The sequence below is a fragment of the Segatella salivae DSM 15606 genome, from assembly GCF_000185845.1.
GTDB classification, from domain to species: domain Bacteria; phylum Bacteroidota; class Bacteroidia; order Bacteroidales; family Bacteroidaceae; genus Prevotella; species Prevotella salivae.
In genome coordinates, this window is the sequence record NZ_GL629647.1 from 1454427 (window position 1) to 1469333 (window position 14907).

A 14907-nucleotide genomic window follows, 5' to 3' on the forward strand; every position below is an offset into this window, starting at 1 on the left:
TAAGAATCCGTTATCTTTTTCAACATTATGCTTACATTTAATAAGTATCTTTATTATTTTAGCGAATGAATAATGTTAATATTGTTGATAAAATATTAAAAATCAAACTAAAGATTACAATCAACAAGAGAAAATTTGTATATTTGACTCATTGGAATAGAAAGCTTTTGTAAGTGAATATCCATATTATCGACCGACAATTAAGATAGACTGTAAGTATTTAGATACTTAAAAAAATAAAATATGCCATGGCAAATGTTTTCATGAAAGAGTTTCCTGTGATTGTACTGAAAAAGAGAGTTATTATTGTAATATCGTTATGTGTCACTATGATATTACTTTTCTTACAACCTTTTTCATTTGGTGTTTATCGCCATTATGCCATATTTCCGGCATTAGGATACGGAGGTGTGACTTTTATTAGCATGCATGTATTCAATAGTTTGATTAAAAAGCTATCCTTGAAGTGGATTAGTCACTGGATTGTCTTATACGAGATAGGGTTTATCTTCGCTCTGCTGTTGTTTATTGCGACATTAAACTTTCTGTTTACTGTGTTTATAGGTGCTATCACCTTAAACGGAGATGCTTATCTTTTATGGTTAAAGATTACGCTTTGTGTAGGCCTCTTCCCCACATTCACTGCAATTATGTATGTTCAACTCAAATCGAAGATAGACAAATATGACATAGAAGCAAAACCAAAAGCAGAACAACGCATGATCACTATCAAGGACATGGTAGGTAATTCGAAACTAACCATATCCTCAAATGATTTTGTTTATGCTGAGATAAGATGCAGTACACTTTATATTTACTTTATGCATGACGAACTGTTACGTGAAAAACATTTGCGTGCAACCATAAGTAGTATAGAGAATAATGTATGTGATGAGAGCATTGTTAGATGTCATCGTTCGTTCATTATCAACATTAAATACATTGACGCTATAGAGGGAAATTCTAATGGTTACAAGCTATACTTGAAATGTTGTAATGCAGTTATACCTGTATCTCGGCAGTATACGCTAAAGATGAAGAATCTACTCGACGAGTATACCATTTCGATATAAGACACGAAGGTCGTCATTAGGCAGCGTGTCAAACTGCTTTTGTTGTAGCTTATCGAACATATCTGCATCGAGTTCTATTATCTTTCCCGACACTCTATTCATCACAAAATGATTATTGTTAAAGTTAAACAGGCAGGTGTTGATATTATATTTGTGTACATTCTTATGATTTAATTCCGGAATAGCGTAATCATACACCGTCTCTTTCCCTGTGGTAAACCGATGAATATTAAACCATCCTTCCCAGTGATCATAGTATTGTGCTAAATTGTTTTCAAGCTGTTCATATAATTTTTGCGTTGCAGTGACGATATACTCTTTTAGCATTGTGCCTGTTGGTTGAATAATATCGCCGATCACACACTCAGGTTGCATCTCTTCATCATAGAAAGAGAAGAGAGGAATAATTGGTCGCTTGGACATCAAAGAGAAGAGCGCCAAACCTTTAGGAATATAGATTTGTCTTCCTAAGAATGATACTTCTACACACTCTTCAGGATTTACGTATTTATCAGTCCAGTCAGGGAACCACATGATAGAATAACCTTCATTGATCTTTTTAATCATATCAAAGAACAAAGTCTTACTGGTGTATGACAATAACTCTATCTTTGTAGTGCTCTGAGGATAGAATCTTTTTGTAAACGCAACTTGTTTGTCGGTCTCTTCTTGTTTCTTCATCAATCCTTCGCCCGCATATCCAGAGAGTAAAGCGACATTAAGATTTTCACGAATAATAGGAAAAAAATATCCCGTTCGGTCTCCGAAATGAAACGATGCAATAATTGCTGGTAGATAAGGAGAAAGAGACTCTTTACTAAGATTCCTCATCATCGCCTGATAATTGAAAGTAAGGAAGTAGTCGTTGTTCATAGATAAAATTCTATCTCGTAGAATTCGTTTATAAATAGACCAATGTTCACTCCCCGATAACTTAGGCATGAAGTTAAAAAGATTATGAGACATCGTGGCGAAATGCAACAATTTATACTTTGCTTTCTCTTCATGAACGATTTTATCTACCTGTTCTTCAACGAACTCTACAACTTGTTTTCTAATTTCAACGATATTCATAAGGTTTGTTTCTTTGTTTTTTTGTATTTAAAATAAAGTCTTGAGTATCTCACACCCGCCGTGATTGCCAGTGCAATAAGGCATAAATCAGGGATTAAAGAATATAAAGTTTCAACATTCATCTCCATATAATTAAGATTGGAAACAACATAAAAACTATGGAAAGAGATGTAAGTGATGAAGATAATTCCCCATAATGAGAGCATGATGATAAATAAAGGCTTACACAAACAATAAATAACGAAGATGAATTTCTTAAATCCTTGAACTTCTATTCCTTTTGAAGCAAAGGGACTTGGCTTAACAAAGAAAGACTTCAACCAGTTATTAGACTCCTGAATGAGGTTGGGAATATTGAGCAAATCAGATAAAATCCAATAACCATCAAACTTCATGAAGGGAATTAAATTAAATACAATGGTAGCTATATTCATTAAGAACGAGATGTATAAAATCTGCGTTAAGACCTGATTTCCCTTGAATATAAGAATCAAACCTAAGATAGGGAGGTTTAACAACAGCTGTATCATAATGCCAGCTAAGTTAATCTTCGTGCGACTCTTTAGATCTATTGTCCAGGTATCATCCAATTTAACGTATAAAACAGGGAAGACATAATACATTGCAAAGTTTACACACCGCTCTTTCAATCCTGCTTTGAGCGCTGCAGCAATATGCCCGAACTCATGAAAAAACAGAATCATCAGATAGATTACATATACTGCGACAATGTCAACAATAATATTATAGGTTCTACCATCTAATGAAACTTTTGGTAAAAACGCATACAATATTATATTAAGGAATATCGACAATCCGAGAATATAACTAAATGGCTGGCCAAAAAGAGGCTTCAACCATGTAATAAGCCAATGAATTTTACCCGTAGAAGCAATTTCATAACGACACCAATAATTCTTTTTGCTCTCTTCATTCTTCTTTTTCGAGGTTTCGTCTACATGAAAAGTAGGGATGATAGAAGCGTCAATGATGTTCTTAAGCTTGGCGATGGTGAGATCATCTCTATGAAGGTGAGAGATTATCTCCTCTAAAGAATTAGACTTTTTGCCATATAACAGAATCAGATATACAAGAGAACCTACCTGATAATATTCCTCTTGATAACACAAGATATATTCATCCTTCTGTCGTTGGATGATATGGTAATCATAATTTCTAAGGATATTTTCCATACTTAAACTTATTATAGCCAAAAGGGTAAGGCTACCCCTTTGGCTGAAAACTTTGATACGATCAATCTACTACGTGCAATTAGCAGTTAATTGTAATTAAGGAAACGTGCACAACATTAGCTGGCTCGAAACGCTCTTCTAAGTTCTTAATATCAATTTCTTTCATAATTGTTGTTATTAAAATTGTTATACATGTGATATATTACTCGTTCCATTTCATCAAAAGGAACATTCACGCTATCAAAAAGAATTACTTATACAAGCTTGTCCTCTTGTTTAGCTGTTTACAATAGCTGAATCAGAAGCATCAACTGTAATAGAAGCAGGCTCGAAACGCTCCTCTAAATTCTTAACATCAGATTCTTTCATAATTATTGTTATTAAGTTTTGTTATACACACTGTTTACTATTGCCCTTACTTTAGCGTAAGGGAAGTTTGTGTGGACAAAAAGATTTGTCCTATACAAGCATTTTATCGCTTAGCATGAAACGTTGATTACATCAATCTTACTAACTGCAACAGAAGCAGGTTCGAAACGCTCTTCTAAGTTCTTAATATCGGTTTCTTTCATAATTGTTGTTATTAAGTTTTGTTATACATGTTGTTTTTCAAATCTCCTTGTGACCAGGATCATGGCAATTAGCAAAGAATTTTGCTATCACTCACGTCTTAGCAACTAAAAGATATAGAGTGGACAGCTCCAGTAACAGCTGGTTCTAAGCGCACTTCCAAGTTTTTGATGTCTGTTTCTTTCATAATTTTAAAAATTAAAGGGTTATTATACTTGTATCAAAGTTTTTTATTTCTTACCCAATGCTTCTTCAATGGTGTCAACCAATGTAGCCACATTCTTAAACGATTCCTTCTTGAATATAGCGGGATCAACTTCAAATTCTGTCACCAATCCCGATGTTACTTCAAGAACACATAATGAATTGTCGAACAATCCAGTCTCTCCATCCTCTGCTATCAATGGAGTGTCGTCATTAAGTTCGTCAACTGCCTTAACATCTGAAAGACTTGACTTAATACACTCTTTCACTTTTTCAGTTAGTTCTTTTCTTTCCATAACTAATTACATTTTAGATTTAATTGGGTTTTTATATTTTTGATAAAACGATACTTGACATATTTCCGGCAAAAGCAAATGAGTTCGATACACATACATTTACAGATATGTCGTTAAGATTTTGATTTATATAATCAACTTTCGATGAGCAAAGCGTCTCATAGTCCCTTCCATCTCCATAGATTATATTGTTTTTCATACTCAATATGCAAAGCAATGCCTCCATACTTCCAGCTGCTCCAAGCGTATGCCCCGTAAGACCTTTGGTTGAATTGACCCAACAGGAACCCTGACGATTGACTAAGAAATCGTTGATAGCCTTAAATTCAGAAGAGTCATTAATTTTTGTTCCTGTCCCATGAGCATTGATATAATCGACATCTTCAATGTTAAGGTGGGCCATCTCAAGTGCAGATTTCATACAACTCAATGCATAGATACCATCCGGATGAGGTGATGTAGGGTGATAAGTCTCATTAAGAATATGATAACCTTTAACTTCTGCATAAACCGTTGCACCTCGTTGCTTCGCCGATTCATAGGATTCGAGTACAAACATCGCACATCCGTCGCCCAAAGACATTCCATCTCGTTCAATCCCGAAAGGCTTGCATCTTTCTCGAGAAAGTGCTAATAGCGAATTAAATCCATTAAACGCCAATTCACTCACAAGGTCAATCCCCCCACAAATGACATAATCTGCCCTACCACTCCGTATTAAATCAAAAGCTCTTCCTATGGAATTGGTTCCTGAAGCACAAGCCGTTGAAATGACAGACACTACTCCATTGACTCCAAAGTCTTTCGCCATCTTTGATGCTAAGACTGGCGTCGTATATCGAATCTCGTCCCAAGCCTCCGAATTATTCATAAATCTTTCGTAAATTACCTTTTCTCTGACGAAGGTAGTACTTACAGACATACCGATGCAAAAGGATGTTTTAGCTTCTTGTAAAATTGACTTTGTTAGCCCAGCAGAGGAGACTGCCTGCTGAATACAGTCCTTTGCCATAGGATACATCACTGAAAGATCTTCTGCCTTATAAGCTAAATAGGACTCTTCGGGTATCTGAAAACACTTTCTTATCCTAAGAATTGGATTCTCTGTCTTAAATCTAAATTCAGGAATATCCTTGAAGTTAACCCTATTTAGAGCAAGATTCTCCTCAGTCTCTGTTACATTACGTCCCAAAGAAGAACAGGTCCCTATGCCTGTAACGACAACTTTTGTCGAATCATTGATACTTGTACCATTCATTTTATACTACGATTTATAATCCACCGGATATGGAAATATTTTGATTCATAAGATAAGAGGGGGCGTCAAGTGCCAGATAAGTAATCAAAGACGCAACCTCTGAAGCTTTCCCCGAACGTTTAAGAAGCGTCCCATCGACCACAAGTTTCCGGAATTCAGGTGTTATCTCTTCAGCCATCTTGGTTTCAATTAGTCCAGGAGATATGCTATTTGCAATAATACCGAAACTCGAAAGTTCTTTATTTATCGACTTCGTAAGATTGGATATTGCTGCCTTTGATGCTGCATAAGCAGACTGTCCGGGATCTCCACCCTGCCCTGAAATCGATGAAACATTAATGATTCGTCCACTTTTCCTTCGTATCATAAAAGGGGCTATGATGCGAATGGGATTCACAACACATGCAATATTATTACGCAATACATTCCACCAATTATCCATATCAGCCATAATGAGAAACTCAGGCTCGTGAGAAATCATCCCAGCGTTATTGACAATAACCTCTATTTGCGAAAAGAGTTCCTTATTCTCCCTTACCATTTGTTGCACATTTTCCATCTCAGCAAGATTACATTGAAAACCCCTCACCCAATGTGTCTCGTTCATTTGACCGCTGAGTTCATGGCAAAGATGTGCTGCCTCCTCTGAAGAATGCTTGTATGTAAATATTACATTAGAGCCACAATGAAACAATTGCTTTACCGTTTCACTTCCAATACCTCTGGCTCCTCCCGTAACTAATATTATCTTTCTCATAGTTTTAATTTATTTATTGTCGATGATAAATAAGGAACTCATGTCGCCATCTCGTTTGGAATAGACCACTACTTCTTGACTTTTAACCTTATGACTCTTCTCTCCGACGTGATATGATTCTCCATTTTTTACCGATAAGGAGGCTACAGCAAGTCCGAATAGTGTGCTTGCATAAAACATATTCCCACTAAACTGCTTATAATCGTTGATGATTTTTGGGGGAGCACATACACTATCAACTTCAAGCCTTTCCTGACAAGATACTAATCGTGCATAAGCTTTAGTTCCTCTTCGTTGCAAACTCTCTTCTGACTCAAGAACAACTGCACAACAACCCGATGCCCAAGCATCGAAACCATGATTAGTATCTTCATGAATCTTGTCGATATCATGCGCATTGTACAGCAGTTTCCCGTCATGACCTTTCAGTAATATGACTTCTTGAGTAACAACATCGATGGCACTACAAATAATGATCTCAGCCATTCCGAGTTTTATCAAGTCGTATGCGTAGCTCACAGACGACTCCGTCAACAGAATACAACTGGGTCCTTTGAGTTTGAAATATCGAGAAACATCCCCTAAAGCCGTGTTTGACACAGTGCGTGTGAACTTCATGGGGCTAATGATTCCCTTTCTTTTGAACAGAAGTTCTTTCATATAATCATTCACACTTTCTGAAGGACCTAAGCAGGTTTCCATGATACAGCCCGTAGATTCTAAATCTTTTTCAGCAATTTGTGCATCTTTAATAGCATCTAAACAGCCTAAAATAAAAAGTTGGCTATAAGGAGTTGGGCGGAAAGGTTCTTTCCAATCAATATATTGATCGAATGAAACCTCTGGCAATTCGCCTATAAGGCATGGAGGAATGCCCTCCCAAAGACTCTTCACCTTTAATCCACTTTCACCTTGGCGCAGTTTCTTCAGCGTGTCATCTTTGCCATATCCGAGCGGAGTATAAAGCCCTAATCCTGTGATATAAATATTCTGTTTCATACAGCAAGAACAAATTTAGATTTACCTACTAACACATTATCAACTGTTGCAACTACACTGAATTCGGCAAAGTTCATGATTACTGACTCCATATAACACTTAAAGCGAATGGTACAATTAGGAGCTATCTCACGAAAGAACGTTGCTGAGAGAATCTTTGCAACATGTCCAATTCCTGGTTTGACATAATCAACATTGAGACGCTTTTTATTTCGCAGTGTCAAGAGCACGCCACAAGACTGAAGCATCATTTCAATGAGACATGTTCCGGGAACAACGGGATGGTTAGGAAAGTGTCCTTGGAAAAAGATATCATCCAATGTAACACACTTTTCGGTGATAATGTTTCTCTCAATATCCGATTCTATCACCCTGTCTATCATCATCATGGGTTTTGCTTGTGGCAGATACTGCGCGGCATTTTCATTATACTGTTTCATCTTTACATTTTTTGAATAAGACTTTTTGAGTCTTAATGTTATTCATTGTTGATGTTATTGCGATTAAATTACCCTCATACATTACATGAAAGGTTTGCAGAGCATGATTCTTTTTCAATTTTCCCGTGAGTGCATCAAACAGCCCTTTGTCATCATAATACTTTATTTCAGACTCCATAGCAGTCCATGCCTTATAAAATTCCCAATCATTTGATATGCTGATCGATAACAAGTTTGACAACAACAACCTTACTTGTGTACTTACAGGTTTTAGTGTTTCGGCATCAATTCCAAAGGATTGTTCTGTGATCATAATGAAAGCAAACGAATCAGTATAGGTTATGTTAATGTAATGTTTGCCTGCCAATAGTTTTCCGCCACGTGTTCGCTTTGCTGATTGCAGCAGATTTTCAGAGAGGTTGCTTAAAGTAAGCACCTGTTTCAGCAGTCTGTGAGCTATGATGTGCTTCGACTTGCTGTCTTGGATATCTATGGCATAAATGGTCAACATTGGTTATCAGTATTATGAGTTTATATCTTTTATGGCATAATCTGCCAGCTGCTTATACCCATCTTCAACCTTCTTAGAATAAGAAGAAAGGAATAAAGCATCATCATCAATATGACTTACAAACGTAGCATCATGCATATTCTTTTCTATCAATATTCTAATGAGACGACAAACATACGACTGAGCATCTACAGCAAAAGCTTTATTCAAATATTCACAACATTCATTCAAGTATTGTTTAATCTGCATAAAGTTTTTTGAAGTATCGGCCATCAGCGCACAACAAAAAGCTTGCAAAGCCAATTTTTCAGCCGGAGCAATTTCTTCTGCCTCTGTAGATAATAACTTGTTAATTAGTATTTCTACCTTTACTTGTTTGTTTGCGACCTTTAATAAGGTGTCTGAAAATCGTTCTTTTTCCATGTTTCTAATTTTGTTTGCCGTAAAGATAAAATAAAAAATAAATGTCATGCAAGGCTTTTTTTATTTGTCTAAGCAACTTGTTTTATTTGATTAGAAAACGCATTGAGCGTCGTTCACAAACTGCTTTCGGCGTTCGCAACAAAGGAGATAACAGAGGTTATCCATTGACTACATTTTTTAGTCATTCACAAACGACCTTGGTTATTCGCTGACAAATATGGACGTATAATACATATATTTTGAAGTGCTTTTTTTTTATATACTTTTGTAGTGGGTTCAACAATCAAAATAAAATGTATATGACAAAAAATTATTTATTAACCATACTTATTTCTTGGGTTTGTTTCGGTGTTATGGCTCAAGAACTAAACATTATTCGTGGCCATGTTTGCGACGAAGAAGGAGAACCTTTAGTTGGAGCCAACGTATATATCTATGGTACTATTGAAGGTTGTATGTGTGACAGCATAGGGAACTTCACCTTTGAGACTACCATGAAAGGTACTGCTACTTTAAAATGTTCTTATGTAGGCTATACAGATTGTATGGTGAAGATTAGCATCCCTACAAACAAAAATATAACCATAAAGATGAAACCTCAGTCCTTTACACTTGACAACGTGGATATCGTTGCCAGCAGTTTTAATTTTGGAATGACTGAAAAGGTGAAGTCAATCAAGCCACTTGACGTTGTAATGTCAGGCAATTCGTGCGGTGATATCATAGCTTCTCTTCACGCATTGCCGGGTGTTCAAACTGTCGGTGAAAATGGAAAGTTATATGTTCGCGGTGGTGAGAGCTCTGAAAGTCAGGTGTTCATCAATGGAATGCACGTTTTACAGCCTTATGATGCAGAACCCAACAATACAGTTACCAGAAGTAGATTCTCACCATTCTTATTTAAAGGCATTAACTTTTCACTTGGTGGATATGATAGTGAGTATGGACAGGCATTATCTTCGGTCTTACCAATGGAAACAACAGATATACAAACTCATGATAAATTTGGATTAAACTTTTCGCCATTGAGTATGGCTGCAGGTGGAACAAAAAGCTTTCGGGCCAGTTCGTTATCTTTTAATGCTGAATATATGGATTTGAAATTATACGATAAACTCTTTCCTGACAAATATGATTGGACCACACCTTTCAGGAAGATTTCAGGTGAAGCACAATACAAGGTTGAACCATCGTCATCGTGTAATATTAAGACTTATGTTGGATTTGATCACACAGAATTCAGCTATAACATACCATTTTCTGACTTCAACATCTATGAACGTAGGCTCGGAATGCACGAAAACAACTTGTATATCAATAGTGTATATCGACAAAATTTCAGTCATGGTTGGAGTCTTTTTACTGGAGTAGCAGGGTCTTGGATTCGAAAGGTGATTCAAGGTGCAATGATTGCCCATGATGAATATGTAGACAGAAAGTTAGAAACACATCTTAAAGCTCGTCTTTCCAAGACCTTCTCAGACAGATACAGATTTGCTTTTGGTGCTGAAAACTATATACGTTCGTATAAAAAAAGTTCAAACAGCATGAGCATAAGTAACGTATTAGGGATGGATTATAATTCGTTTGGGACATTTGTCGACAATCAACTGAAGATTAGTTCTACCTTTTTCCTCAAAGCTTCGTTGAGAATGGAAAACAAAGTAGGCGGAAACGGAGTGTTCTTTATGCCAAGAGCCTCTCTCAGTTACATTCCCAACAAGCAACTACAGATGTCGTTGCTCTACGGACGTTATAGCCAAGTGATTGGCGATGACTACAATCTGTATGGCAATTATACGAAAGCGCAAAGCTTTTCAAACCATTATGTGATGAGTTTTCAATATAAATTTCCTAAAACAACCATTCGACTGGAATCTTATCTGAAACAATATACCCAGCTTCCTCTATTGGAAAATCAAAAGATCACATTAAAAGGAAGGGGAAAGAGTTGTGGAATAGACTTCTTCTTAGAGGATGGTTCAATATCGAATAATCTCATAACGACCTTAGCTTATTCGTATAATCACTCTCGACGCCGTTATATGGAATATGTGGATGAAGTACAACCACAATATGCTACAGCCCATAACCTGTCGATTTCTCTGAAATATAGTATTCCACAAATCAAGTGTATATTTGGACTTTCAGAGAATATTGCAAGTGGAAGGCCCTATACGAACCCTACCAAACCAGGCAAACTTCAATGCTTAACGAAGCCTTATGTCAGCACAGGTGTCAATGTTAGCTATTTAGCCAGCCCCAATGTGATTATCTATGCATCAGTAACAAATCTGTTTAACAGACATAATATCTTTAATTATACCTACGTAACAAATCCCCATCTCTCGGGAGGATATCTCAGAAAGCCTGTAGAATCATCGCGTGATAGATTCTTTTATGTGGGAATATTCATTTCATTAAAAAAATCACATGCCTATGAAATCTCTAATTTCTAAATTATTGTTAGTCGCAATTTTTAATCTGTTGTGCATTAATTCTCATGCAGTAAGGCCGCGTTATTACCTGACGATAGATGTCAATAACATCTTAATTCTAAAGGGTAAGATGTATATCGGTATATATAATAATGAGAAAGACTTCAAGAATAAGAAATATTACACGGGAATGGTTACTAATGTGAAAAGTAAAACCATAAGAATCGTGTTCAGACTGCCTAAAGGGACATACTCGGTGCAGATGTTTCAAGACACAAACGATGACGAAACGATGAACAGTCTTTTTGGAGTTCCCTTAGAGCCTTATGGAGTTTCGCGTAACGCCAAGGGCTTTCCATCATTTTCAAACACTCGTTTTAAATTGGATAAGAATAAGAAAATAAATATCAAACTTAAAAATTAGAAACATGAAAAGATTATTTATTTGGGGTATGTTTGCCCTTTGTATGCCACAAGCTTATGCTGCAGAATGTATTTCTTCAAGAGAAGTCATCGCTGCAGACAGTTTAGTTGCAAGTTCGTTAAGCAAACTCAATGGCCAAATTTCAATCGATTTGCTGATAAAAGTAAGGGGAGAGATGGCACGCATTAGTGACGTGTATCCAAACAATTGGATTCCTTATTACTATCAAGCCTGGCTTGGCATTCAGACATGTCTGTTCACAAGAAACAACAAGAATGACATGATGGAAGATTGTTTCAAACAAATAGAAAAGGCAGAGAAACTGAAAGAGGTAGACTTGTCTGAGATATATGCGCTGAAAGCGTATTATTATTATGTGCTGATTGCGCTTAACTCAAAAGTCAATGGCCCGAAGTATTATAGCAATGTGTTCAGAAATTGTGAGAAAGCGCTTGAAATCAATGCCAAAAACCCACGTGCATTAGCTATCCAGTATGTTTTTAAGATGCAGATGGGCAATTTCCTTCATGCGAAAACTGATAACCAACAGCAAGAGCAAGAACGCATCATGACGCTATTTAATAAGGAAAACAAAAACACCATTCTACCTCGATGGGGAAAGGAACTACTTTCATATATCAACCGAAATTCATGAAATTATGTCGTTTTTAAGAATAAAGAATATAAAGGTTGCGGGCATATCGGCGTGTGTACCCGAAACCGTTGTTAGAAATACAAACAGCGTTGTAAATAACGTTCATTATGATGCGGAGTCTTTTGTAAAGAGCACCGGTGTCGCACAAAGGCACATGTCAGAGGAACTTACAACGTCTGATCTATGCTATAAAGCAACAAACAAGTTGTTGGATGATTTGGGATGGGAACGTGAAAGCATTGATGTGATGCTATTCGTTTCACAATCACAGGATTTCATCCTCCCTGCAACATCATGTATTCTCCAAGATCGCTTGAAACTAAGTAAAAATTGTTTCTGCGAAGATATATCCTTAGGATGTTCTGGTTGGACCTATGGCATGGCAACACTCGCCTCACTAATGTCTTCGGGAGAAATGAAAAGAGGACTTCTACTTGCGGGGGATGCTAAGAAACATTATCCGGCCGACGACCCGCTTTTTGGGTATGCAGGCACTGCCACGGCTATAGAATATATAGAAGGTGAAAGGGGCTTTTATTTCAATTTTGGCACTGATGGCAGTGGTTATGCAGATATCATTGTTCCAGAAGGAGGAAGTAGGAATCCTTTGTCGCCTGACTCTTTTAGAAAGGAAACTGTGGATGGAAAGGAATATTCACGACTTGAAACAAGGATGAAAGGGATGAATGTCTTTCTTTTCGCCACAAGCAAAGTACCACTTTCCGTAAAACATTTATATGAACACTATAAATTAGACTTAAATTCCATAGATTATCTTGTGCTTCATCAGTCTAATTTGAAAATATTGAACCTCATTCAAAGGATCCTTAAACTGCCAAAAGAGAAAGTTCCAACATGTCTTGATGAATTTGGGAATACCTCGTCGGCCTCTATTCCCATAACAATTGTATCACGATTATCTGAAAAATTAAATGGAAACAAGAAGGATATTACATGTTGTGGCTATGGAGTTGGATTATCTTGGGCAACATTAAACATGCAGGTTTCGAACATCAAAATTCCTAAAGTCATTTTTATGGCAAATGAGGAAAAGGATATGAATCATCTTGCATAAAGAAAAATAAATCGTACCTTTACAGCAAATCTAAACCATATACCATTGAATATGAATACAACAAAGAGAAACAAACCCATAAAGATAGAGGCCTACTTACCCCTTTTCATTTTCTATCTCGTTGCTGTTGCTTGCAGAATTGTCTCCGTTTGCATATTACCCACAATAGTTGAAGGGAGTAAACACACGATATGGTTACAACTTTGCGAAGGTATTGGCCCAGCCTTGGGTGCAGTTATCGTGACCTGTTGTTTCAAAAGGAAATGGACTTGCACCATCGCTGGGAAATCATGGCGACGCAGTGTCTTTTGTCTTACCTTTCCCATAGCCTTATTTCTCATTTTCGATAGAGCGAATGGACTGAAAACAACATTGTTATTTTTGGGCTGCACACTTTATGCCTTCTTTGAAGAAGTGGGCTGGCGTGGCTATCTGACAAGTGAATTCTCAAAGTTGAATCAATTAAAACGAGTCATAATTATCACCACATTCTGGTTCATTTGGCATATCAATTTCCCATTAGGTATGCATGGACTCATCTTCTTTGCTATTCTTTTATTGGCTTCATGGGGCTTAGACCAAGTGGCACACGACACACACGCACTCATCTTATGTGCCTGCCTACATGGCATTTTCAATCTTTTCAAACACAACAATGGAATACTCAATAATTATCTCACGACCTCTCTCCTCATCCTTTCTATCGCCTCATGGTTCATCGTTTGGTACTATCCATGTAACAAAAAGTCTTCTACCAAATAAATGGATGCCATTATAAAGCAAGAAATATTATAGGTAATCATAGACAAACTGCAACACACACACCAACTCCTCACAAATGTTTCTGCGTACGGCGAAAGCTTCAAACCATTCGGGAAACGACTTTCGCCATGCGCGGAAATGCCAAACCTTTCGGGAAGGGAGTTGCGGGAGGCCCGCAAATCATTTTATTTTCCCCAGATAGACGAAATCAATAATAACTGGAATTAAATAAGAACTAATTAAACATCATAACCAATTGCCTTGAAGGTCTATCAAAACACAGGGTTCACAAAGGAATAATGATTGAAGTGAAATTAACAGGCAGACAATTAAAAACTATGCCAAGAGAATTTAGAAAATCTATGCAAACAAATGCATAGAATAGGCGTTCTATAAGTCAAAGCCTCTTATGGAACACATCCCATAAGAGGCTATAAGAATTAACAAATCAAGAATTAAAATAGACTTCTTAGTCTTACCTATCTGCTACAGGGCAAATATTGTAGCCGAAAGATATAGCTTGATTAAATGTAGTTGCCCCTCCATATTGCGCACTAAAATAATAATTTTCATCTACTTTCACAGGCATGGCAGTCCAATAGGCTATACCATTATAAACTGGAAAGGGCACCCAGCTTTGACCCCTGCACCAGGACTTTACAAGGGTCAATCATTTTATGGCCAAAGTGAGCAAATTCTATTTGCCCAAAGGGGGAAAAGTAGAGTGTTTTTTCCAATATAATTATTATTTATTG

At 36.8% G+C, this 14907-nt stretch carries 15 protein-coding genes; 6 read left to right on the forward strand and 9 right to left on the reverse strand.

What is annotated here, in order from left to right; genetic code table 11:
• Window positions 1-248: 248 nt before the first annotated feature.
• Window positions 249-1073: a LytTR family DNA-binding domain-containing protein gene (locus HMPREF9420_RS06055; protein ID WP_007134617.1), complete on the forward strand. Its 825-nt coding sequence runs from the start codon at window positions 249-251 to the stop codon at window positions 1071-1073.
• Here the strand turns inward: HMPREF9420_RS06055 and HMPREF9420_RS06060 are convergent.
• The 9 genes from HMPREF9420_RS06060 to HMPREF9420_RS06100 all read right to left on the reverse strand — a co-directional run bounded on the left by HMPREF9420_RS06060 (window position 1044) and on the right by HMPREF9420_RS06100 (window position 8846).
• Entirely contained in the window at window positions 1044-2147 is a 1104-nt protein-coding gene (locus tag HMPREF9420_RS06060) for an LpxL/LpxP family acyltransferase (protein ID WP_007134618.1), read from the reverse strand. The genes HMPREF9420_RS06055 and HMPREF9420_RS06060 overlap by 30 nt on opposite strands.
• Window positions 2144-3340 carry a zinc metalloprotease gene (locus HMPREF9420_RS06065; protein ID WP_007134619.1) on the reverse strand — a complete coding sequence of 399 codons (1197 nt, stop codon included), beginning with the start codon at window positions 3338-3340 and terminating at the stop codon, window positions 2144-2146. Before HMPREF9420_RS06065 ends, HMPREF9420_RS06060 begins: the two co-directional genes overlap by 4 nt.
• Before the next feature lie 800 nt (window positions 3341-4140).
• On the reverse strand, window positions 4141-4410 hold the full coding sequence (locus HMPREF9420_RS06070; protein WP_007134620.1) for a hypothetical protein: 270 nt from the start codon (window positions 4408-4410) through the stop codon (window positions 4141-4143).
• A gap of 31 nt (window positions 4411-4441) precedes the next feature.
• On the reverse strand, window positions 4442-5668 hold the full coding sequence (locus HMPREF9420_RS06075; RefSeq protein ID WP_007134621.1) for a beta-ketoacyl-[acyl-carrier-protein] synthase family protein: 1227 nt from the start codon (window positions 5666-5668) through the stop codon (window positions 4442-4444).
• Window positions 5669-5681: 13 nt separating this feature from the next.
• Window positions 5682-6425, reverse strand: coding sequence for an SDR family NAD(P)-dependent oxidoreductase (locus HMPREF9420_RS06080; RefSeq protein ID WP_007134622.1), 744 nt, complete (start codon window positions 6423-6425; stop codon window positions 5682-5684).
• A gap of 9 nt (window positions 6426-6434) precedes the next feature.
• Entirely contained in the window at window positions 6435-7424 is a 990-nt protein-coding gene (locus HMPREF9420_RS06085; protein ID WP_007134623.1) for a beta-ketoacyl synthase N-terminal-like domain-containing protein, read from the reverse strand.
• Window positions 7421-7864, reverse strand: coding sequence for a 3-hydroxyacyl-ACP dehydratase FabZ family protein (locus HMPREF9420_RS12910; RefSeq protein ID WP_007134624.1), 444 nt, complete (start codon window positions 7862-7864; stop codon window positions 7421-7423). Before HMPREF9420_RS12910 ends, HMPREF9420_RS06085 begins: the two co-directional genes overlap by 4 nt.
• Window positions 7851-8375 carry a hypothetical protein gene (locus HMPREF9420_RS06095; RefSeq protein WP_007134625.1) on the reverse strand — a complete coding sequence of 175 codons (525 nt, stop codon included), beginning with the start codon at window positions 8373-8375 and terminating at the stop codon, window positions 7851-7853. Before HMPREF9420_RS06095 ends, HMPREF9420_RS12910 begins: the two co-directional genes overlap by 14 nt.
• A gap of 12 nt (window positions 8376-8387) precedes the next feature.
• A complete protein-coding gene (locus tag HMPREF9420_RS06100) occupies window positions 8388-8846 on the reverse strand; it encodes a hypothetical protein (RefSeq protein WP_007134626.1) in 459 nt (152 codons plus the stop codon).
• 251 nt (window positions 8847-9097) lie between these two features.
• Here HMPREF9420_RS06100 and HMPREF9420_RS06105 point away from each other — a divergent pair, with 251 nt between their 5' ends.
• From HMPREF9420_RS06105 to HMPREF9420_RS06125, 5 genes are read left to right on the forward strand one after another with little or no spacing between them, the layout of a single operon-like run.
• Complete coding sequence (locus HMPREF9420_RS06105; RefSeq protein ID WP_169309694.1) at window positions 9098-11257, forward strand: TonB-dependent receptor; 2160 nt, start codon at window positions 9098-9100, stop codon at window positions 11255-11257.
• On the forward strand, window positions 11238-11660 hold the full coding sequence (locus tag HMPREF9420_RS06110; protein WP_007134629.1) for a DUF2141 domain-containing protein: 423 nt from the start codon (window positions 11238-11240) through the stop codon (window positions 11658-11660). Before HMPREF9420_RS06105 ends, HMPREF9420_RS06110 begins: the two co-directional genes overlap by 20 nt.
• A gap of 4 nt (window positions 11661-11664) precedes the next feature.
• The gene (locus HMPREF9420_RS06115; RefSeq protein ID WP_007134630.1) at window positions 11665-12315 is read left to right on the forward strand and encodes a hypothetical protein; all 651 of its coding nucleotides are present in this window, start codon (window positions 11665-11667) and stop codon (window positions 12313-12315) included.
• Between the two features lie 4 nt (window positions 12316-12319).
• Complete coding sequence (locus HMPREF9420_RS06120; RefSeq protein WP_007134631.1) at window positions 12320-13390, forward strand: 3-oxoacyl-ACP synthase III family protein; 1071 nt, start codon at window positions 12320-12322, stop codon at window positions 13388-13390.
• A gap of 51 nt (window positions 13391-13441) precedes the next feature.
• A complete protein-coding gene (locus HMPREF9420_RS06125) occupies window positions 13442-14152 on the forward strand; it encodes a CPBP family intramembrane glutamic endopeptidase (RefSeq protein ID WP_007134632.1) in 711 nt (236 codons plus the stop codon).
• The last annotated feature ends 755 nt before the right edge of the window (window positions 14153-14907 follow it).